A 21,625-nucleotide genomic window follows, 5' to 3' on the forward strand; every position below is an offset into this window, starting at 1 on the left:
TAGTATACCTAATTACGTAACAGAAGGCACGCTCTATCCCGAAAGCAGGGTTTCGCGGCCTTTCCATCCACGGGGTGATGGCGTTCGCCGAACGCAAGGCACAGATTGCGGAACAATTGGAACATCAAGAGGGAGGGAACATGCCAAGGAGCGATTCTTCGGCAAACGCATGCAATGATCGGTTAACGGTAAGGTGAAGGTCTCCCTTGGCGCCCCGCTGACTGAGACAGTTTCTTGAGAAAGCTGATGCTAGGCGCAAAGAAATATTCTCCTCCCAGCAAGTGCACATAACCCATGAAGTTGAAGGGCGTGGTCGTCGGTTCACCCCATCCTTTCGGCCATAACTGAGATTGACCGTTCCCACCTTGCCCGATAAGAGGATCAACTCCGGTCTTAGCGACGGGAAACTGTTCATCATTGGCGCAACGTGCTTGGAGAAACTCGTATTGCTCCTGGATATCGCTTTGGAAACACATGAAGAGCAGCCCCACTCCATTGGTCGGCAACTCTTCCAAGCGGGGCTTATCCTTCGGTTCGATTTCCCGCCTTCCGTAAGGAATGCCGCGTCTGACAATTCTATGGCGTCGCTCGGCCTCCAGTTCGCGAAGAGGACCATATCTTCGCCTCGCAGGCGAAATCGAATCCCCTCTGGGATTGACCTTCCGTATGTGCGCATGGAAAGGACATTTCGTCCCATCATCTCGAGCATAGTTAAAATCGTTGAAGAGGTAGTCATTCGGAGATACTTCGTTATCCACAGGCTGCTCCTTGGTGGTTGTGATCGGGTGCCCATCGGGGAACCGACCGATCACCAAGGCCCCGGCATGATCGCTCTCCCGTTCCGTCATGCCGATCGCACGAGCTAACTGTCTGGTTGCCAGTTCAAAGCCCCTAACGTCTTGCTCCAGCTTGCGAAACACCAGATAGCTCCCATAGCTGTCGCGGGTCTCCCCATTCGGATCTTGCACGAGGACTAGACTCAATGGACCGTATGGATTCCATTCTTGCGGTGAGCTTGCACTTACCGTTGCGCTGTCCGACTTCGTCTTGAAGAACAGAGGCTGGCTGATGCTGTCAACGTAGCCAAAGTGTTCGATGGGATAGCCATTCTTGTTGCGCAGCACCCTGCCAAATTCGACGCCCAATACCGTTCCTGCACGATTATGTTCGATCTCATGCCTCAATCGTCTCGTCTCCCGAAGAATGAGAGCTTCAATATCATCGGCCAGCAGGATCATGGCGTGGATGTCATCCCGATAGCATTCTTCCCACAGTTTGGGATCAGGGTCATGGAGGGCCCGTCCAGAAGCCTTCATGCCGGCCCTGAACTTTGGATCATTGGGAAGCGAGCGCAGGCCAAGCGCTTGATAGCCTCTGGCCGTTAAATACAGGTTTCCGAATAAAGTACCCGCAATGTCCGCCTCCCGGTATAACAAGCTTTCTTCATGCTGGCGTTTTGCCGATGTGATATGCGTTTCTGCGAAGTGTCCGATCCACGATGCTGCGGCGGCAACATCCGGCCCGAAACGAATGAATACATGGGCGGTATGGTCTCGACCGTGAGCCTTGAGAATATTGCCCTGTAGGTCGCTCATCAAGGAAGCATACTCAGCCGCTGTCGGATCAATGGGTTCGACATTGTCGAGATTGATAGCCATGCGTCACCATTTCTTGTCCGATCGAGGGTTAGATGTCCGGGGTGAGCCGACCGCAACGAGGTAGAGCGTCGATTGATTCAATCCATCTAGACCGAGAAGCGAATCCACCTCCCTGTCGAAAAACCCTCCGATATTGAGACAGCCTAATCCGAGCGCGCCAGCCACCAGATTCAGATTCTGCGCAACGTGACCGGTCTCAAGAAGCGCGAAGCGATACCCCCGGTTCCCGTACTTGAACACGGTCCGTTCGAAGACGCTGGTAATGAAAAACAGAATCGAAGAGCAGTGGATAATATCTGGCTGTACGAGGGCTCGTGACAATCTTGGCGAATGGTCGCCCGATAATACTCTTCGCACGTGGGCCTGGTCGGGGTTGTAATGGTAACACCCTGCTTCAAGCCCTTCTACACGGCTGCTGTAGAAGAACAGCTCCAGCGGGTACAGGGCTCCACCAGACGGAACCGCCCGAAACGATCGAGGAATGGACGAGGTTGAGTTCTTCCTCATCGGGCCATAGGCGTAGTGAAGGAAAGTCGATGTGTCCTCCAAACTCAGAGTGGCCGGAAACATCTCCCTGTGCGAAGCACGGGCCGTGAGGACGCTGTCGAGCGGAATGGACAAAGGCGATGCCGAAGGCAAATGAATAACCGGATAGCCCTCATAGGGTAAGGACTCATAGAATTGGGCCATTCGTTTCCTAACTTCCTCAGCGGGGGCAGCGAAACTATGGCGTCCAATTTTGGAGTTTTCGTGGAAGAGTTCCCAAGTCTTTTCGTCATCACCAGGCGGCACGAGAATATCTTGCCAATGTGAGGGTTTCATGAATGCGACCCTAGGGATAAGGATGAGGAGCGGGATTGTCGCCAGTTGCGCAAGTGATGCCGCCGTAGCCCAGCCGTTGGGGGATTGTCCATAGGCGTTCCCCGCCTAAAGCACGCAACCGATGTCCTATGAAGAGCGGATGAAAGCCGGGGATTATCGCTCTGACGACTCGAAGCCCGAGGTTGCGGACATCGTCCGTGGTGAGATCGGCCAGCAGGATCCGTGCTCCAAGGGAGGCGATACGACTCTTCAACACTTCAAGATCGCTTCGGGCATCGCCGGTCGAGAGATCGGAGAGGGCATCAAAGGGAACGGGATCGCCACGCGAGACGATGAAATTTGCCAAGTGCGCGTTTTCATGTGCACAGAAGAAATGCACATGATCGTCCTGGCTTGTGATCCCGCCGCAGCCTGGGCCCGATACGAGCGGCGGCGATCCTTTCAAATGATAGGCGAGCCTCCACGTATGAGCTATTTCCTCCATGCTTTTTCTTGCCGCAATCACGGGATTCAGACTCGAGGCCGCAGCGAATATCAACGCCGGGCCATCAGGCTCCGTGTTGCTTGCGATCGAGAGCACGGTCGGTACGCCGTGATCCATTTCGAGAAACAGAAGTGTCAGCTTGGTTCCAGTCGCTTCGATCCGATCGGCCAGATCGGCAAGAGGAGCAGGAAGACTCTTTCTGAGAATGATGGGCCGGGCAAGACGCGCTTGCCAGGTGATGGTAAACGCATCCCGTTCGATGACCTCGCAGATTCCCCCCACGGCAGCCTCTTCAAACGAGCAATGACAGGCAAGCCCAGTGGAAATGCGTTGGCAAAACGGCGGCTCTCCTGCGGCGGTATCAAAATGATACGGCATGAACACCATGGCCGCCGGGACGTGAACAGGGGCGCCTGTCGCAAGATCGACGGATGGGGTCCAGTGGATCGGAGTGGATTCCGTGAAGGGCACATAGGGAAATTCAGGGTCTTGATATTGCGTCTGCTCATACAGAGCGAACGACTCCGGTGGGATGCAATCAAAAGAGGCACTGGCGTAAGGCGAAAAGGGCAATTCGTCGAGGCGATAAAAGGCGGAGCAATACCGTTCGATTGCCTCCCCGACGGCCTTTCCCAGCGCGGAGGTTCGTTCACTGGCTGCTCCCCCGCCGGAGGCATAGTTCTGATACCCTCCCAGTGGCCGAGCATCGCAGGCTTGAGCCAAGTAGTGAAAGAAAGCCGGCGCGCCCGGCTCCCGCCTGATCTCTTCCACATGACGGATTATCCCTACCCGGTCATCGAGCAGGTCTTCGAGAACATCCAAGAGTCGTCTCACGGGGACCTGTATTTGCCTAGAGAGCCCGTTCATCTGCCAGCGCCTTCGTAATGGAGATGGGGGGGTGTGCGACTACAGGACCGCAAACGGGACATCGGGGCACCTTCAACGCTCTCCGCCTCGACATCTGGCCGGCGAGAACGTTGATTTCGATAAATGTTCCGGGCTTGCGCTTGGGGAGCACGTCGCTAAAAACACCGATCAACTCGAAGCAGGCGACCTCGGCCGACACGGTGGCCATCACGGGATGGAAGCCCGTCACCCCTTGACCCTCAAATGCCATACGGTCGAAGATCGATGCCGTGTGGGCGTCCTCTCGATTCGAGTGTTCCCTCAAAGTAAAACATTCGTAGCAAGGGGTTTCGCCAGGGATCATCAAAGGGCCGACGGTGCCCACCATATTGTGTAGCATGACCGGCATCATGGGCAGTGCTTGTTTTATGCAGAGAGCGTTTATCTGTCGAAAACAGTCTGCAGCCGCAAAATCGCAGGCTGCGACCAAGCAGTCGAGCGGATAGCGAGCCGGATGTCTATCCCACTCGACAAAGGAGAGAAAGTCGTCTCCTTCGCCCTGCCCAAGGTTCGGCGTCGAGTCCGGAACGTCGAACATCCTGAGATTGCGGAGGATGGGAAGATCGATAATTGTAAGATGCTCAAATCCCGAGTCTCTAAGTTCGGCGATGAGGCGCCGGCTGATAAAGTTGACGCCCAGAATTCCCAGGTGCTTCGCCGCCAGTCTGTTTCGAACCTCCTGCAAGGAGGACTCGAAATGCCAATAGAAGACATCTTCTCCTTCTTCCAGCTCGTCGCTGCGTAAGTGTGATCGGTTCGTGGGTAACAATAAACGGCGTTGGATGAGCTGGTTGATGAGCTGTCGCACGACAGGTCGGTCAGGTTCCGCAAATTGTTCACAGATTTCTTCACCGGCCTTCTCTTCAAAGGCCGCAGCGAGTAAGACATCCCGCACGATGGCTGCGGCGCGGTCTCCATTGATTTTGACTTCGGTGCAACCGCGTTTGAGCAAGACGCCGCCGGCGATCGGAATGATTTGCGTGGGCATTGAGCGCAGCGGAGGTTCCATGTTGCTACTCCCCGAAGGTGTACCCGCCTCCGTCGAAGACTATACGCAGGTACAACAGAAGTAAGCAGAGGTGCCGTACGACATGTTGTTGTGCTTTTGGAGAACCAGCGCAAGGGTCTGGAAATCGTTCACGCTCAGGGTCTTAAGCTGGCCGCTCAGGGTCGGACGTGGGTCTCCTGGTGACGTGAAAGGGCCACCGTCATAATTGACTGGCAAGTCTGCCGGCGACCAACCGGCGAGCCGCATCAGGTCGCCCCTGGTCAGTTTGCCGAACTTGGTTTGCCAGACAATTTGCCGTGCTGGGTCGTCTTTTTTTTCGTCCTCAAACAGAATGTCGTCCAACGTGTCCATCGGATTGGGTGCATTTGGATCGCGCGCCATAGGGCCCTCCCTGTGTGCTGAATAGTGTAATAGTCACGAGATCGTTGCCGACTTGTGCGGCCACGCTGTACGTTCAAGTGCAGGTGCAGCAGAAATACACCCCCGCGTATTTCATGCCATTGAAATGGCCGAGCATTTCCGTAAGCGCCTGCATATCTTGTACGTCAAGCGCTTTAAGGGGGTCGGAAAGAGTCGGATTCTCATTGCCGCGACCGTCTAGGGGCATCCAGCCGACTAGGCGCATGAGATCCCCGCGGGTGACGACATTGTATTTATCCTTCCAGACATAGTTGCGAGGAGGATTGGTTCCTGGGATTCGACCGCCGTTTTGGTATGGATCGAACGGCAAAATATCCTTTAGCTTGTCCCCTGCTGCTGGTGGCTTCTGTCCCATCGTCTTCCCTCCTTTTGATGTGTAGCTGAACGACCAGAGTATCGCAGACCTGTGCAAGTAACCCGCTGTCTATCGATCGTCAATATTTCACTGTGAGCCACCCCATGACCCGGCTGCCGATGGTTTCGCCGAGCGGATGCTCCTTATGTTTATCGTTCAGCGCGTTGAACGCGGTCACGGCCACTTCCGCTTCTCGTCCCGTTTGCCGCTCCCGCCAGAATTTGTAGGCGCCGCGCAGATTCAACAGGACATAGCTGCCGACAGTGGCGCTCGGTGGCAGTGGCGCGCCAAAGAACGTAAATCCGACGAAGCCCGGGTCCAGGGGATACGTCGCCGAGCTGACATAGTGGACGAGCGCCTCCCCGTTCACCCCATTGTCAAAGTCTGCCCGCACGCCCGCATTGACCTTGTGCTGGGGAGCCCCTCTTGCCACCCGGTTTGCCTGAGCAGTATTACCGGTGGTATAGGTTTGCCCGATGTCCTGGTAAGTATAGTTCGCCAAACCGGAGAGCCAAGTCGTGATTTGGGCTTCGATGCCGACCTCGCCCCCATAGATATCCGCCGCGCCTCCTCCCTGACCGATCGCTCCCTGAGTGCCACCGTTGGCAAAGCTGTTGGTTCCAGGGCCGACCGAGGCGATGCTGATCAGATTCGAAATGTGATTGAAGAACAGATCAGCCCGCACCCGCAGCCGGTGCTTCCAGAACCAGCCCTGATAGCCCGCGTCGTAGGAAATAATCTGCTCGGGCGCGAGATTCCGGTTTCCATTCAGCGTGGTCCGAGTTTCACCGGTGAACGGGTTGACGCCCACTTGGCAGGGGGCGAGCGATGGTGAGAAGGGGATGCGAGGACTGATACAACCAAAATTGGCTGTTTGGGTCTCAAAAAGGGTGGGCGGCCGATACCCGACTGAAACCCCTGCCCGGAAGCTGTGGTTCTCCAGGGGGCGCCACTGGAGCGAAAAGCGTGGGCTGATCGTCGGATTGATGAACGTGTCCATGTCATAGCGAAGACCTCCGACGGCCGTGAGTGACTGGGTCAAGCGCCACTCGTCTTGCAGGTAGAGACCCACGCGGTCTTCATGCCCGTCGGTGAAATTCCCCTTTGCCGTATTATGGCGATAGTTGACCCCATAGGTGAGGCGGTTCCCGATCCACAGGTCAATGGCATGCTGGGCTTCAATGTTATAGCTGTTGGCCTCCAAGAAGTGAGCCGAGGTTCCGTTCTGATCCACGAATCTGATGTTATTCGAGACTAATGGATTAGCCCCGACTGTCCCAGGTTGGTGGTTGCCGGTCCAGAAGGCTCGGATGAAAAAGTTTGGCCGGTCATACACGGCGCTGGCATAGCGCTGCATCGGCTGTTGGGTGATGGCGGTGACATCCACAATCGGACCATCGTAGCGGTTGGAATCAGCAATGCCGCCCTGGAGTGTGAGCTTCGCATCGCCAGGCATGGCATATTCGAGTTGGCCATTGAACAGATTGTTGCGGAAGGCCAACGAGTCTCTGTTATTCCAGCTATTGGTTTGATTGTGGCCGTACGAGAGGCGATAGCCAAACTTGTTGTGCACGCCGGCGACAATGGCGGCGCCTGAGATCGTGCCGTACTCTCCGCCGCCGAACTGGAGGGTGACGCCTTTCATCTCGGCGGCCGATTTGGTGATGATATTGATGACCCCGTCGAAGGCATTAAAGCCGTACAAGGCAGCCGCCGGACCTTTCAACACTTCGATCCTCTTGATCTCCGGCAGCGTGACCGGAATGTTTTTCCACAACACTTCACCCTGGGAGTCTAAATAGATAGACCGCCCATCCACCAGCACGAGCATCTTGTTGGCTCGCAACTGGTTGTTTCCGCGGGCGGCCACGTTGAAGTCGGCTCCGTTGACTTGCATCACGTCAATCCCCGGGATGCGGCGTAGGATGGTGGGGATGTCGATGGCGCCGGAATGCCGGATATCGTCGTCGGTAATGACATACACGTTCGACGGGGCTTCGGAGATGGGCTGAGGTTTGCCTGGATACATCCCCCTGGCGATTGATGCGCTTCCTTCTTGAAGGACCACTTTCCGCTCTTCCTCAATCAGCTTGGTCATATCATCCGGGGTGCCGGTAGCCTCGGGGCCTGCTTTCGGTCCAGGTCGAGAAGCCCCTTCTTGTTGAGAAGAAGCTGGGTCCTCAGCTTGTGCCGGCACTATGGCTATGCACAAACCGGTCAGAGAGAATGCGAGCGACGCGAGTTGAAGTGGCCAACTTGTCAGCCATCGGAAAACGAGAATGTTCTGCCATTGAGAGCGGGCGACGCCCATGATCGAGCGAGGGCGAGAGCAGCGATGTTCCGGCAACCGAGCAGCCATCTGCGGCTAACTCTCTTTCTTCTCCTCCTGGTCCGAGGAGGGAGGAAAGAACAGGACCGGCCTCACCGATGAGGGCGTTATACGTAAACCCTTTAGGTTCGTTTGGCAAGGCCTTAATTTTCTAGAGCCGTTCGGCTCTTGTCGTCTCATCGAAAATATGGGATAGTATCCGGCTAATGCCCTGCCGGTAAGCTTTCGCAGCGGTTATTCCGACCCACGAGTTTTCGAACCGTTCGCCAACCGTCCCCTTGCCGAGCCAAATGGACCCTGTGTCCTGGTGACGGGCTCATTCCACTGCGCGTGAGCGCCACGAATCATGAGCCGCAGTCTCCCGTCCAGCCTATCGATGCGAACCGCGTCGTCGTTCCGGCTACCGGCCAGCGACGGATCGACAGGATTTCTCGACCGGAGAACGAACCGCTTTGATCATTCTCGAATGATGGATGCCCGTCCTGCGCCACGGGCCCCGAGGCCGTGCCGTCCAGCATCAATGGGCTGGCCAACCAGCCCCCCGGTTCAGGAGGCACTCCGTAACGCCCCGCCATCACAAAACTGCTGAACTGGCCGCCCTGCGCCAAGGCGGCACAGCGCTGGCTGAGCAGCGCCGTAGCGGTCAGCGGATTGTTCGGCAAGGCGACCAGCCGGCCCGCCATCTGCGAAGTCGGGGATTGGATGTTCACCGTGCCGCTGATGCCGAACTGGGACGAGGCGTCAATGACGCTGGTCGCGTCCGCGAGGAACGACTGAGTCGTGATCGAGATGTTGCCGCCCTGTCCCTGCGTGGCATTGGCCACGATCCGGCTGTTTTGCAAGATGACGGCTTGTGGATCGATGACGATGTTGCCGCCCACCGTCGTTGCGGAGCCCTGGACGGAGGCGTTGAGCTGGCTGTTGATGAGCCGTACGCTGTCCGTCGCGAGGATCGTGATGTTCCCGCCGCTGGCCTGCGCCGCCTCCGTCGTCACGGAGCTGTTGGTGCTGGTGAAGGTCCGGCCCGCATTGATCGTGATGTCGCCTGCATCGGCTGGGCCGGTGCTGCTCGCGGTGATGGAACTGCCGTGGTCCAGCGCGACGGATTGGCCGGCTGTGATCGAGATGGCGCCGCCTGGTCCCGGCCCCGATGTGCTGCTGCTGACTCTCGTGCCCTGATCGGCAGAGAAGGTAGTGGCGTTGAAATTGATATTCCCCGCTGGAGCAGCTCCGCTCGTATTGGTCTTGATGTTCTTGCTGTTGGTCAGTTGGATGCTTTCTGCCGTGACCATGATTGTGGCCGGCGTGGTTGTGCTGTTTCCGCCGAAGACGACCGTGTTCAGCTCCAGATTATTGAGCAGGAGCACCTTCGCGGCATCGGTGGTTTCGGAGCCGACACCGGATATGATGATGTTGCCCGCCTGTCCAGATAAGCTGACACTCGCCAGGAAGCTTTGGGGCAGGGCATTGATCAGGGTTCCATCCGGTCTTGTATGGGCGCGCAGCGTATTGACGTTGAGCGTAATATCGCCAGCCGGCGGGGGCGCCTCTCCGAACGTCGCTGTCACGATTCCGGCGTCGTTGGCCAGACTCAAGGTATCCGTCGTGATCGTAATATTCCCTGGTGGGGTGCTCGCGGTCCCGCCATCCGCTCCCGCACTGATAAAGGTGCTGTCGAGGGCCACGAGTCTGGCTGCATCGGTAGACTCGGGACGAATCCCCGAGATAATAATGTTGCCGGTCGGTCCGGCCGTACTGCCTGGATTATTGCTCGTCACGATAAAGACCGTTCTGGCCCCTTCAATCCTCGTCTCATCCGGGTTCACATTCCCGAGCATGGTGTTCACATTGAAGGCAATATTCCCTGCGGGGGCGGGGCCGATCGTATTGGCCACGATGGTTGCTGCAGCTCCACCGCCAGGCAATCCCTCGTTTGTCAGGACCAGAGAATCGGCGCTGATAGTGATCAGAGAACGACTTGCCTCAGGTGAACCTCCGAATATCCTTGAGCTGATCGAACTATCCCTGAGGAGCACGCTGGTCGCAGCGGTGCCCTGGCCGTCGATCCCTTGAATCGTGATGTTGCCGGCCGGCCCTGCATCGCTATTCAGACTCCAGCTATCGCTGGCGATTAGGTTCCCTGCGACGATATCGTTGTCATTGGGGTTGAGCGGTACGCGATTGACCCCGGCTCGTGTGGTCATCGTCCCCACGTTAAGCGCAATATCCCCTGCCGGCGCGGTCCCGAGCGTATCCGCCGTAATGTAGGCGCCATTGTTCAGCGTGACAGTCTCAGCCGTGATTGAAATTGTGGGGGAGGCATTCGTGGTGGCGGCAGTGATGCCGTTCTCTGAGATCGCCTTGATCGACGCGTCTTCCATCGTGAATTGCCCGCCGCGAATCACGACGTGCCCGGCTGCGTCGGCGCTTGTATCAAGACTCGCTCCTTGAGAAAGCGAGATGGTCCCAAATTTGGTGAATCCGTTCCATGTCGGTTCGGCTGGTTGTCCTCCTGCGCCCTTGAGGCCCACTTCCCCGGGTGACGCCACGCTCACAAGCGTGATGGGACCCCCAGGGGCCGTGAGACGGGCGGGTTGAACCTGATTGGGTGCCAGCACCGCCCCTTCGATCGCCATGTTCCCGCCGATGAGGGAGAGACCTTGACCGGGCGCGACCGAGAGTTGGCTGCCTTGCACGGTGATGGCGCCGGGGTTCGACCCGAGAAAGCCGAAGGCCGCGACCGGCGCGATGCTCAGGAGCGAGCCGGGGTCCATGCTGGGCGCGGCATAGAATTTTGCATTGTCGCCGAAACGCAGATAGTCGGCGCTGGTGAACGTGACCATGCCGCCGACGTTGAGCGTGGCCGTGGGGCCGAACAGAAACCCGGCCGGGTTCATCAGGAACAAGTTGGCGTTGCCGAACCCGGTGGTTTGAATGGTCCCGAAGATCGAGGAGACGTTCCCGCCGGTCACCCGGCCGAGAATGTTGGTCGTGGGCAGCGCAGGGGTCTCATTCAAGAAGTTGGCAATGTTGTTGGCCGGGACATTGAACTGCCCAAAGCTATGAAAGAGGTTCGCGCCATTTCCAGGCCGGCTGCCCCCCGTGATGGTATGGACGTTTCCATTTGGAGTCACGATCGTTCCGAGGTTTCCAGGCCCTACGGTAGGGGTAATTGCAGGAGGTGCCTGGGCTAGGACACGTGACACATGGGGCCACGGTAACAGCAGGCCGAGCAGGAAGAAGATCGCATAGACATGCCGGCGGGGCGTGAATGGTTCAAGACCATGTGTGCCCATCATGATCAGACTCCTTCCCTCCTCCAGACGCTCTATCCTGGATCAGACGGGATTCTGGAATTACGGGACCGGAAGACCAACGGCCGCGAACGCGTTCTTCACCTCGGCACAATCGGCGGCACTGATCCGATATCGGCCTATTAGATCCTTGCAGGAAGCCACGATCGCTTGCACGGCCGTATTCATGTCGGATGAAGGATCGAGCCGCTCCTCCAGTGTCGCGTACAGTATTCTGGTTAATTTTTTCCGTCCGATGCCTTTGACGGATACGCCATGATGAATGCCTCCGGCAGCAGCTAGATACGCAGCCTTGTTGAAAATACCGCTGTTGAGATGGATGCATCCGCTTGCCTTTTCAGCATGCGAACTGAATTTGCAGATGTTATCGGCGGGCGTGACCTTTTCCGTATAATGGTCGGGTTGCCCGCGGTTCCATGGCCATGGACCATCCTTTGGGTCAAACCCGCCATCGTGGGGATTCGCCATATTGCGCAGCGGTCCTTCGGGGAGATGCAATCCCTCGCCGATCGTCCAATTATGGGTTTGAAATGCCCCTTCGATCTCGGCCCCGAAATAGTCGGCAAAAAACTCGTTGAGGGCTCCTGCCTCTCCCAAATATTGCAATCCGGCGGAATGTTGGATGACGCCATGGGTGAACTCGTGGCCAATAATATCCAACGCGTCGGGAACTTGTGGGCGATAGACCAGCATTTGTGCGCCTACATGCCACTGGCCATATGAATCGTTGTCGACGCGCACATTCGATTCGATCTTTGCACCGCCATTGTCATAGCTGTCGCGTCCAAGCTTGCTGAAGAAGCTGTAAGCCTTAGCAGCGCCGCTATGTGCGGTTTTCGCATCGTGTGAAATGGTTGCTCCAGGCACCGGAACGTTCTCGACCAGAACCAACCCGTGGCCCAAGTCTACTCCGCCATCGAGGTCATAGGTCAGGCGATGACGGGCTGACTGAAGGTCGCTGTACCTGAATATCAGCGAGCCATCGTGGGCATCGATAAACATGACGAACGTGTCCAGGCGAATCAGCCACGCGAGTCGCCTAGCGCCGGCTTTAAGTCCCACCCTTGTCGGATCGAATATCAGCAATTGGGGTGTGATTGAGCATGACTCAGTTGGAGTCTGGCATGCGCGAAGGCGAGCAGACCTTTTTACCTTGCGATAAGTTTCGATTGCTCGTCCGACCGCATCGAGCCAGCTTATCGTTGGGGTCGTGTCAACGCTTGCGAGATCAGGAGTCAGCGGCAGACTGTTCGATGAGCTGACGACACCCTTCGATGGCTTGACCACAAAGGTTGTTTGGTCGCCGAAAACCGGTACCCCACGCACCATTTGCTGAGCACGTACGATACGGCGATCCGGAAAATTCGGGTCAGCTTCGATGCGAGCGATGCTGATGTCTTTGTGGACGTCCGTGATGTCTCCCTTTTCTCCTTCTTGTTCTAGAAATTTCCAAACTGCTGAAGAAGCCTCACGATTCAACTTGTCTTCGCCACGATTGCGAGCACGTGTGGTCTTTAAGGATGTGGAACTTCGCGTTGTCTCGTCTGCCTGAGTGTTGTGAGATGCATGTACAGTCTGTTCCGGCGCAGCCTGGCCCGCCTGGGGCAGGCCAGGCGAACAACAGAAAAGTGTGATGGCAAACGGTAATCCCAGTCGCATGTAACCCACCCCCGTCGATTACCACCCAGCCTGATACGGACCCTGCAAAAGAAATGGAGGCCTCACTGTTGTGCCATGGGATTCATGCTGGACTGTTGGGCTTGGGGTTCTTTCATGAAGCCGGTACAGACCACCTGCTCATCAACACTGATGAGCCCGCAGTCGCCGGGCTTCATTCCGTCCAGCACGTCCAGATCTATGAGGGGGAAGATAATCGGTTCACCATCCGGGGTGGATTTGGTGAAGGTGGCTTGGCGCTTGTCCGGGTCGATCGATTTCAGGCACACCTTTTTCCCATTTGCGTCTGAGCAGCCGCATCCACAAGTGCAGGAGCCATCAGTTGGACAGGTGGCACTACACGCACAGCAAGGTTTGATATGGCCTGCGTAAGCGGAGCCGGACAAGATCACGAATGCCAAGACAAGCACGACACGAAGTAAGTTGGGTGCGAACATGAGAGTTCCTCCTGTGAGCGGGGTGAGTGGCGATAACCAGTATGGGCTGCAGTCGCCGCGATTCGCTGAGAAGTCCTGTTGGCCCGGGGAGAACGTCATGGCCAACTCCTCTGCTCCGCTCGGTCGGGAAGGAAAGACCGGGCAAGAGCAACACGACAGGGAAATCAGAGATGGGGGATGGGTAGATAGGCCCTTTCGAGAGTTTTGGCTATCCCTAGTCCGGCTAGGGCCGAACGGCCCTACTCACGCTGGTTAGCGCCTATTCATTCCGTCCCCCTTCGCGCTTCGCATTTCCCGTCGTTCATTCAGTCCAGTCCTTGCGGCACAGTCGATCGCGGAGAAGGAGAGCCGCGTCCCGGAGTCGTCCTCGGGACGCGGCTCAACGGCAAAGCTCCTGAGGCGGCCAGATCGACTGGATGGGCACGGTCCAGAAGACCCCCTCGGTCCACCGCCGTCTGTCGTCGACGGTGGATGGTGTGACCGGCTCGGCGCTTTGCCTGGATCAGCGCCACAGCACGATGACCACGCCGGCGATCGTCAGCAGCAGCGCCACAAGTCCGACAAATTCCCACACGAGTCGCTCTGCTCCTTCAAGAGGCTGACGGTTGGGTGTTGCCGGCCGTTTGATCATCGACCTCTCCGCTTGACGCGGGAAAGAGCAATGGCCGTGCCCTGTTGGCAGAGACTCGGCGAGGTCTCGACCGTCAAGGTCTAACGTGGCGGAAACTTTTCGCGAGATGGGTGTCGGCCGTTCCGGAGAGTCGAACGGATCTGATCGGAGAACCGACTAGGTCTGGATGCACTGTATCGAAATGTCTCTGCGGACGGTATCTACTTGGATACACTTGGAGGGAAACTGTGGGATTTATGATATGACAGGGCGCTCCGCCCTCTGCGGCATTGCGGAAGCGTAATCGGAGTATTTTTAGAGCAACGAACAGAAATGCATATATTTCCAGCGCGACTCGGGTCTATGCGAAGACTTCCGCGATTGGAATGCTTAGGGAAGGCAGGAGCGGTGTGACGAGCGAATGATTCTCTTCCTTAGTCAGCTCCGCGACGCGGGCGTAGCCGCGATCCGTCATGCGATAGACCTTCATCGTTTCGAGGACCGGATCCGCCACCCAATATTCCTGCACCCCGAAGGTTTCATAGCGCTTCCGCTTGACGATTTCGTCCGTCTTACGGCTGCTGTCGGATAGGATTTCTATCAAGAGATCCGGGGCGCCCTGGGTATTGGATTCGGTGATGATCGAGGATCGTGAGGAGGACACGAAGACCAAATCAGGCTGAAGGACGTCCGTCTCGGACAGGACGACGTCATAGGGCGCGGCAAAGACCCGGCCCATCTGCTTGTCATGGACGAATCCAGCGAGAATTCGATGGAGATTCGACGAGACGGTCTGATGTTTCGTGTTGGGCGAGGGGGTCACGTAGTGATCTCCATCGATCAGTTCATGGCGCTTCCCGTCCTCGGGGAAGGAGAGATAATCCCCGTAAGTCAGCTTGACTCGGTGGGTTTGAGGCGACATGAAATCCCTTCGCTATGCCATCGGAGCAACTAACGAAAGGGTAGCAAGCAGTCCGATAAAACTCAAGAATAGCCTTCCCGCGGGAGCAGAAGCAGCGGGTCCCGTCGAGACTGGTCAGAAATGCAGGTATTTCAGAGCGGCGGCGCAGAGGATGATGAAGAGGCCCAGGACCAGCCCCAGTTTTTGAAACGGGACCGGTTCTTCGTACTGCTCCTGGCGCTCCTCGGCATCCTCGTCCCCCGAGGCTTCCGTCTTGAAGACCACGGTGTAGAGGTAGAGGGTCAGGACGACCAGCACCAGCGAGAGCTTGATGAAGAAGATTGTCAGGTACTTCGCATTGTGGGCGACCCCGCCGGTCTCTCCCAGTTGGGCCACCATCATCTTGTTGATGAAATGGAGATTCAGGCCGCCGGTGAACAGGATGACGACCAGCACGATGCCGATGATCTTCTTGTACTGGCGGTAGAAGATATCGGCCAGCGGCTTGACGTATTCCTTGGGGACCGATTTCTGGAGGCCCGGCGTGACGACCATGACGAGAAAGGCCAACCCGCCGATCCAAATGACCGCCGACGCCAGGTGCAGCCAATGGTTGACGATCGGCAGGAGGGTGTTGAGGTCGGTGGCGATGTTCGTGAGGGCGGTCATGGAGTTCGTCAAGCGTCAATCGTCATTGGTCAAACGTGGAAGACTTGCCAGCGGAGGCTTGACATCGTCCGTGCGAGCCGATTTGCCGATGCTGCGAATGTAGCCGTTCACCAATTGAATAAAGCGCAGTAGCTTCGATCGGAGTGTGTCATGCCCTTGGTCATCCAGGTAGCCCAAGTCTTTGCAAGTGATCAGGTGGTCCAACAATTCGTAAGCTGATCCCCTCGCGATACGGCAGAACTGGACGTTCTCTTTGTAATGAAATCGTCCATATCCTTCTGCGATGTTGGAGGTGAGTGAAATCGAAGCAGCACGAATCTGTTGCGCAATGACGTATTGCTCTTGCTTCGGGAGACGGGCGGCCAGGTTGTACAATTCCCTCCTGATGTCTCTCCCGACGATCCACACATCCAGGTCCTCGAAGGACGTAATGGCCTTCACGCGGCGCCTATTGACGGATGACGAGTGACGATTGACGCTAGAATTTGAACACCGGCGCGTCGTTCCCGAAGCGCTTCTTGCGCAGCTCTTCCATCAGCTCCACGGTCACGATGGGCAGGCCCTGTTCGCGCGCGTGCCGTTCGACGCCTTTCTTCACCATGGCGCGAAGGAAGTAGGGAATCCGGCTGAGACGGAGTTGCGCCGCCTCATCCCAGGCGACTTCGGACTCTTCCGGCGTGTTGAAGGCCACCTGAACCTTCTCGCCTCCCTTCGGGGTGTAGAGACACCATTGATCCTCGTCGAGCCAATCGCCGTGATCGACATAGGGGCGCGCGCGGCAGCCGCCGCAGATCTCGCTGTATTCGCAATCGCCGCATCTCCCTTTCAGATGGGGATAGCGGAACGAGTCGAAGATCGGCGAGCGCTCCCACAGGTCCACGAAGCTGCTCTCCCGCACGTTGCCGGCGGAGAGCGGCATGTAGGGGCAGGGGGTCAGCTCGCCGTTGGGGGTCACCCTGGCATAATTGGTCGCGGCCAGGCAGCCGCCGCCCATGTAGCCGGTCGCCTTGGTGAGCGGGGAGTTCGGGTCCTTCTCATACGCCAACCGCTTGAAATGCGGAGCGCAGCGGGCCCGCACCAGCATGTCCTTATATTTGTCCTGGCAGTCCACCAGATAGGCGAGGACCTCTTCATATTGGGTCGGCGTGATATCGGTCAGCTCTTCGCCCCGGCCGGTGCAGACCATGAAGAAGATGTTGACGACCCTGGCCCCCAATCCATGCGCCCAGTCGATCACCTGCGGCAGTTCCTGATAGTTCATCGGCTGCGCGCTGAAATGCACCTGGAACTGAAGTCCGTTGCGCTTGCAGGCTTCGATGCCGGCCACGGCCTCTTCCCAGGCGCCCGGCACGCCCCGGAACCGGTCGTGCTTCTCCTTGTCGAGGGAGTCGATGCTGATGCCCACGCCCATGACGCCGATCTCCACGAGCGTCTTGGCCATCCGGTCGTCGATCAGCATGCCGTTGGTGCCAAACACGACGATGAATCCCTTGGCGACCGCGTGCCGCGCGATATCGAGAATGTCCGGGCGGACCAACGGTTCGCCGCCGGTGATGACGAGCAGGCAGCCGCGATTGACCTCCGCGATCTGGTCGATCAAACGGAAGGATTCCTGGGTCGTGAGTTCGTCGGACGCGCCGCCGGCCTTCGTCGTGGCATCCAGGTAGCAATGCGCGCACTTGAGGTTGCAACGCTTGGTGAGGTTGAGCGCGATCAGGTAGGGCTTGAAGTCATCGACGGTGCGCCCGTCGCCGGGACCGGGGGTCGGCAAGGGGCCGGACATGAACTTCTGGATCTGCCCGGCAAATGACCCAAGCTGGTCGGCCAAACCGGAGATATTCAGAATCGGCAGCGATTTACCCATGTCTTGATTATTGAGAAAAAGCGTCAATCGTCATTCGACATCCGTCATTCGCCAGGAACCGGGGGGATGGACTCAGAACACCATACTTCACTTCCGCGATTGACGATCAAGGTTGGAGCCTGACGCTCGTCCCTTTTGACGATTGCCGGTTGACGAATGACGCTCACTTGCCTGTGAGGTCCGCGATGATGGTTTTGAGGTTGCCCGTCTTGAGGGCCTCCTCCATGTACTTCTTGGATTCCTCGATGCCTTCGTTCGCGACCTCAAGCGTGATCGTGGTGGTTCCGATCCTCTCCGCATGGCGGAGGATCAGGGCTCTCGTGCAGTCTCGCATGAATCCTTCGGGAGCCCGCTCAAGCCTCGCCTGGGCGTCCGCCGTCCAGATATAGCGGTCGGTCGGAGCCGCCGGCTGCGCGGGTCCGCTGGTCGCGGACGGACCGGCATCCGGTGCAGCGGCCGGTTGAGCCTGGGTTCCATTTGTCCCGTTCGTGCCGGAGGCACTCCTAAGCAAGGCTTCGGCCTCTGCCGAGGTGCCGGCGCCCTTGTTCGCGAAAATCGGGCTGTACTCCTCCGAGGCCGCCTCTTGGATCATGGGCGCGGCATATTCGAGCGTGATCGTGGTCATGCCGAGCTTGCGGGCGGTCTTTTCGATCTTGGCCTTGGCGCGCCGGCGCTGGAATCCGGCCGGCACGGCGCGGATGGCCTCCTTGGCCTCCTTGGTCCATTGCATCGGCACATCGTCGTAGGCCAGCTCGGTTTCCACGGCGCCCTCCGCCTTGGCGGCGGCCTCGAAGATCGACTTGTCGACCTGCTTGAACCGCGCCCCTTCGGCGCCGCACACGGGGCACTTCACCGGCGTCTCGCCCTTGCCGACGTAGCCGCACCCATCGCACACGAAATAGTTCTGGCTCATCCGGTCGAGGTAAGCCTGGTTGGCCTTGGTCGCGGCCGGTTTTTCCTCGACGATCTGCGTCATCATGCCGCTGAGCGTATTACCCATCAGGTCCTGGGCGACAGCGGTATCAGCCTGCATCTTGTCCCGGTCCACGCCCGAAGCGTCCAAACCTGCGCCAAGCGCCCGCATCGCGTCCATCGCGCCCTTCGGCAGGATGTGGCCGACCGCCGCATCCACCACCGAATTGCTGATGATGGTGTGGCCCTTTTCGATCGCGTACCGATGGATGGCGGTCTTGGCGACGCCGCGCGCGAACACCGGAATCTTCTCCATCCGGCGCAGCGCCTCCTCCGTCCAGGCGATCGTGTATTCGGCCTGCGTGTCGATCGGCGGCACGTATTTGCGGTTCGACACCAATACGTTGCAGGGGGCGCTCCGCAGCAGATTTTCGGTGTTGCTGCCAATATCCATGTCGTCGTCGCTATGGACGCCGATCCGGCCGACGATCAGCAGCCACGGATTTTCCTTCCGGACATATTGGATGATTTTCTCAAAGGCCTTGCCGTCCAGGAGGGTGGTCTTGATGTCCGTGTTCTCGGCCTGCGCCACCTCGCGGGAGATGTCCAGGTGGGATTGGTAGATCTTGGCGAGCCCGCTGTCGATGATTTCTTCGTGGAGCTTTTCCTGCTCCTTGAACCGGAACACCTTGCCGGCTTCCTCGTTGAGCACGCCCGAGATGCTGTGGAAGGCGGCATAGTGGAAATAGGGATCGAAGGCTGAAATGGCCTCAACCGGCCGGTTCAGCGCCTTGCCCAGGGCCAGGCCCGTCATCAGGCCACCGAAGGAATAGGGGCTCCCGTCCACTGCCACGACGATCTTGCCTTCGCCGAGGGGTTTGGTGTCCTTCACGATGAACATGTCGGAGGTCCGGACGCGCCGGATGACCCGTTCGGTGTTGCTGCCGATCACGCTGTCTTTGACGGCGCCGACTCCCAAGGCCCCCATGATGACGAGGTCGTACCCGCTGGTGGCGATGTCCTCGACGAGGACCTTCCAATTGCGGCCTTCCAGCGACTTGCGCTCCAGCGGCAGGTTGGCCTCGGTGCACTTCTTATCCACGTAATCGAGATAGGAATCGGTGATGATTTGGAGGCCGCGGGTGATCAACGAGTCGTGGATCTGCCGCTGGCGGTCCAGTTCCTTCTCGTCGTGATATTCCTCGGGAAGCCCGGCCTCCATTTGCTTGAAGCGTTTATCGTGCATTTTGGCGGCATAGACGTGGCTCCCCACCACCTTGGAACCGAACGACTTGGCCAGCTCAATCCCCAGGTCGACGGCGGTATTGGAATGGTCCGAATTGTCGACCGGGATATAGATGGTCTTGTACATCAGCAGCCTCCTACAGGCGTCGCATCACACCCTGCCCACGAGAAAGAATCGCGTTGAATTCCAAGCGATTAGACGAGGGTCAGCCTACCGAAAGAAAACGGATGATAACACCGGCCGAAAATGGATTGCAAGCCAAGGGGATAGGGAGAGATGGAAACGGCGATGGGACCTTCCGTCGACCGGGTTCACGGTGCCGAGGTCGCCGCCGGTCTCGTCTGAGTGGCAGAGGAGGACCCGGAGGCCTTGCGGCTGCGCAGGATTTCTTCGAGCGTGAGCAGGGCTTCCCGCCCGGAGTTCCCCTCGACCCCGCGGATCAAGCTGCCGTCCGCATAGGTCTTTTGCGAGGCGGCGCCGTCGGGCGCCTGTGTCTGCGACAATGAGCCGGTCCAGGGGCGGGGATCGCGGCTCCCATGTTTCTTTTCCCAGGCGGCGAGACAGGCCTTGGCGATAATCTTGTTGAGCGGCGCAGGGTTGTAGAGCAGCTTCCTGATGCTGGTCGGGGTCAGCATCAGCGGGTTGTAGCCGGCCGAGAGATAACCCTCCTCCAGCAGGCGATGCTCCAGGTCCGTGTTCGGCTGGATGCCGAGGAAGAACATCAGCGGAAAGACCCGGTCTTCTCCCAAGATCGACGCCACCTTCTTATAGGCCTCCACGCTCTGGAGCAGCGTCTCCTCCGTCTCCTTCGGCGAGTTCAGCGAATAGTTCAGGATCACCTTGCCCTTAAAGCCGGCCTCTGCCAGGTACCGGCAGCCGTCGTAGAGCCGTTCGAGCTTGAAGCCCATATGGAGGTTGTTGAGGACCTCCTGGGAGCCGGAGGTGATCGCGACTTCCAGATCTCCTACGCCGGAGCGGACCATCAGCTTGGCTAACTCCGGCGTGATCAGCGAGGTCCGGATGTAGCCGGACCATTGGATTTCCAGTTTTTCCGCCAAGATCCGTTCCAGGATCTCCGTGCACTGGGGATAGGCTTCCTTGCCGGTGATGAACTGGGCGTCGGTGAACCAGAACCGCCGGGCGCCCCACTGGTGGTAATGCTGGGCGATGTCCTGGACGACCATGGCAGCCGGCCGGTACCGGACCCGCTTGCCTTCTATATATGGATAGAGGCAGAAGGCGCAGTCGTAGGGGCAGCCCCGCTTGCTCTGGACCCCGATCGATTCATCAAGATAGGCGCGGTACTGTGGAAAGATCGAGGTCAGGTAGGGCAGATCGACGGTCTGGCTGTCGAGCAGCACCGTGGACCGTTGCTCGCCTTTCCTGATCCGCTTTCCCTCGCGGAGGATGTACCGTTCCCCGTCGAGCGGCTGCCCGTCGATAACCTTGATCAAGGCGTCTTCCCCTTCGCCGAGAATCCCGAGCACGCCTTCGGGCAATTTCTCGATCAATTGATCCGCGAAGGCCGTGAAGGCCCCGCCGCCGATCATGATCTTGGCCTTGGGGAACTCCTTATAGATCAGCCAGGGATAGGACAGGTTGGCTCGGATGTCCGAATAGTACCGGTAGAGCTGCTTCAGCCCTTGGAAGGAGGCGGCCACCCGCTTGAGCGGGTTGCTTGCAAAATAGAAGTTGAACGCATGTTCCAGCGAGGCGTCGCCTTCATGGGGCGAAAAGATCTGGATGTCGCGCCAGGAGAAGGCGACCAGGTCAGGCGAAAAGGCGGAGACCGCGTCGCGCAAGACGGCCGGGCGTTGTGCCTGCGGGTAGAGCGACAGGTCGAGAATTTGCTGGCGGACGTCGGGGCGGCGGCGATGGACGAAGTCGGCCAGGTAGGTGATCCCGATCGGGTACACCTGCTTGCAGGGCAGAAAGACGTAGAGGATGGACTTCATAACAGAGCGTCAATCGTCATTGGTCAATCGCAAAAAAAGAGAATCGTCATGCGTCAA

The 21,625-nt window shown here is 58.1% G+C and carries 17 protein-coding genes; all 17 read right to left on the reverse strand.

The annotated features are described in order from the left end of the window. Positions 1–182: 182 nt before the first annotated feature. The 17 genes from QWI75_RS04100 to QWI75_RS04180 all read right to left on the reverse strand — a co-directional run bounded on the left by QWI75_RS04100 (position 183) and on the right by QWI75_RS04180 (position 21,568). On the reverse strand, positions 183–1,658 hold the full coding sequence (locus tag QWI75_RS04100) for a Dyp-type peroxidase (RefSeq protein ID WP_289267418.1): 1,476 nt from the start codon (positions 1,656–1,658) through the stop codon (positions 183–185). A 3-nt stretch (positions 1,659–1,661) separates the two neighbouring features. Further along, a complete protein-coding gene (locus QWI75_RS04105; protein WP_289267419.1) occupies positions 1,662–2,480 on the reverse strand; it encodes a SagB/ThcOx family dehydrogenase in 819 nt (272 codons plus the stop codon). 10 nt (positions 2,481–2,490) lie between these two features. Then, positions 2,491–3,831: a YcaO-like family protein gene (locus QWI75_RS04110; RefSeq protein ID WP_289267420.1), complete on the reverse strand. Its 1,341-nt coding sequence runs from the start codon at positions 3,829–3,831 to the stop codon at positions 2,491–2,493. Next, positions 3,815–4,879, reverse strand: a complete 1,065-nt coding sequence (locus tag QWI75_RS04115) for a TOMM precursor leader peptide-binding protein (RefSeq protein ID WP_289267421.1) — start codon at positions 4,877–4,879, stop codon at positions 3,815–3,817. Before QWI75_RS04115 ends, QWI75_RS04110 begins: the two co-directional genes overlap by 17 nt. Before the next feature lie 39 nt (positions 4,880–4,918). Next, entirely contained in the window at positions 4,919–5,260 is a 342-nt protein-coding gene (locus QWI75_RS04120; protein ID WP_289267422.1) for a hypothetical protein, read from the reverse strand. Between the two features lie 73 nt (positions 5,261–5,333). Continuing rightward, complete coding sequence (locus QWI75_RS04125) at positions 5,334–5,654, reverse strand: hypothetical protein (protein ID WP_289267423.1); 321 nt, start codon at positions 5,652–5,654, stop codon at positions 5,334–5,336. Between the two features lie 79 nt (positions 5,655–5,733). Further along, a complete protein-coding gene (locus tag QWI75_RS04130; protein ID WP_289267424.1) occupies positions 5,734–8,013 on the reverse strand; it encodes a TonB-dependent receptor plug domain-containing protein in 2,280 nt (759 codons plus the stop codon). A 314-nt stretch (positions 8,014–8,327) separates the two neighbouring features. After that, positions 8,328–11,282 (reverse strand): two-partner secretion domain-containing protein, encoded by a 2,955-nt coding sequence (locus tag QWI75_RS04135; protein ID WP_289267425.1) that lies wholly within the window; start codon positions 11,280–11,282, stop codon positions 8,328–8,330. Between the two features lie 57 nt (positions 11,283–11,339). Further along, complete coding sequence (locus tag QWI75_RS04140; RefSeq protein ID WP_289267426.1) at positions 11,340–12,956, reverse strand: M4 family metallopeptidase; 1,617 nt, start codon at positions 12,954–12,956, stop codon at positions 11,340–11,342. 62 nt (positions 12,957–13,018) lie between these two features. Then, positions 13,019–13,243: a hypothetical protein gene (locus QWI75_RS04145; protein ID WP_289267427.1), complete on the reverse strand. Its 225-nt coding sequence runs from the start codon at positions 13,241–13,243 to the stop codon at positions 13,019–13,021. Positions 13,244–13,913: 670 nt separating this feature from the next. After that, a complete protein-coding gene (locus tag QWI75_RS04150) occupies positions 13,914–14,042 on the reverse strand; it encodes a hypothetical protein (protein WP_289267428.1) in 129 nt (42 codons plus the stop codon). A 340-nt stretch (positions 14,043–14,382) separates the two neighbouring features. Then, complete coding sequence (locus QWI75_RS04155; RefSeq protein WP_289267429.1) at positions 14,383–14,943, reverse strand: Uma2 family endonuclease; 561 nt, start codon at positions 14,941–14,943, stop codon at positions 14,383–14,385. 114 nt (positions 14,944–15,057) lie between these two features. After that, positions 15,058–15,591, reverse strand: coding sequence for a hypothetical protein (locus tag QWI75_RS04160; RefSeq protein ID WP_289267430.1), 534 nt, complete (start codon positions 15,589–15,591; stop codon positions 15,058–15,060). 15 nt (positions 15,592–15,606) lie between these two features. Then, positions 15,607–15,999, reverse strand: a complete 393-nt coding sequence (locus QWI75_RS04165) for a four helix bundle protein (RefSeq protein WP_289267431.1) — start codon at positions 15,997–15,999, stop codon at positions 15,607–15,609. A 70-nt stretch (positions 16,000–16,069) separates the two neighbouring features. Then, a complete protein-coding gene (locus tag QWI75_RS04170; RefSeq protein WP_289267432.1) occupies positions 16,070–17,455 on the reverse strand; it encodes a radical SAM/SPASM domain-containing protein in 1,386 nt (461 codons plus the stop codon). A gap of 163 nt (positions 17,456–17,618) precedes the next feature. Further along, positions 17,619–19,739 carry a universal stress protein gene (locus QWI75_RS04175; RefSeq protein ID WP_289267433.1) on the reverse strand — a complete coding sequence of 707 codons (2,121 nt, stop codon included), beginning with the start codon at positions 19,737–19,739 and terminating at the stop codon, positions 17,619–17,621. Between the two features lie 185 nt (positions 19,740–19,924). Then, positions 19,925–21,568, reverse strand: coding sequence for a B12-binding domain-containing radical SAM protein (locus QWI75_RS04180; protein ID WP_289267434.1), 1,644 nt, complete (start codon positions 21,566–21,568; stop codon positions 19,925–19,927). Positions 21,569–21,625: the final 57 nt, after the last annotated feature.

Source organism: Nitrospira tepida, assembly GCF_947241125.1.
GTDB lineage: Bacteria > Nitrospirota > Nitrospiria > Nitrospirales > Nitrospiraceae > Nitrospira_G > Nitrospira_G tepida.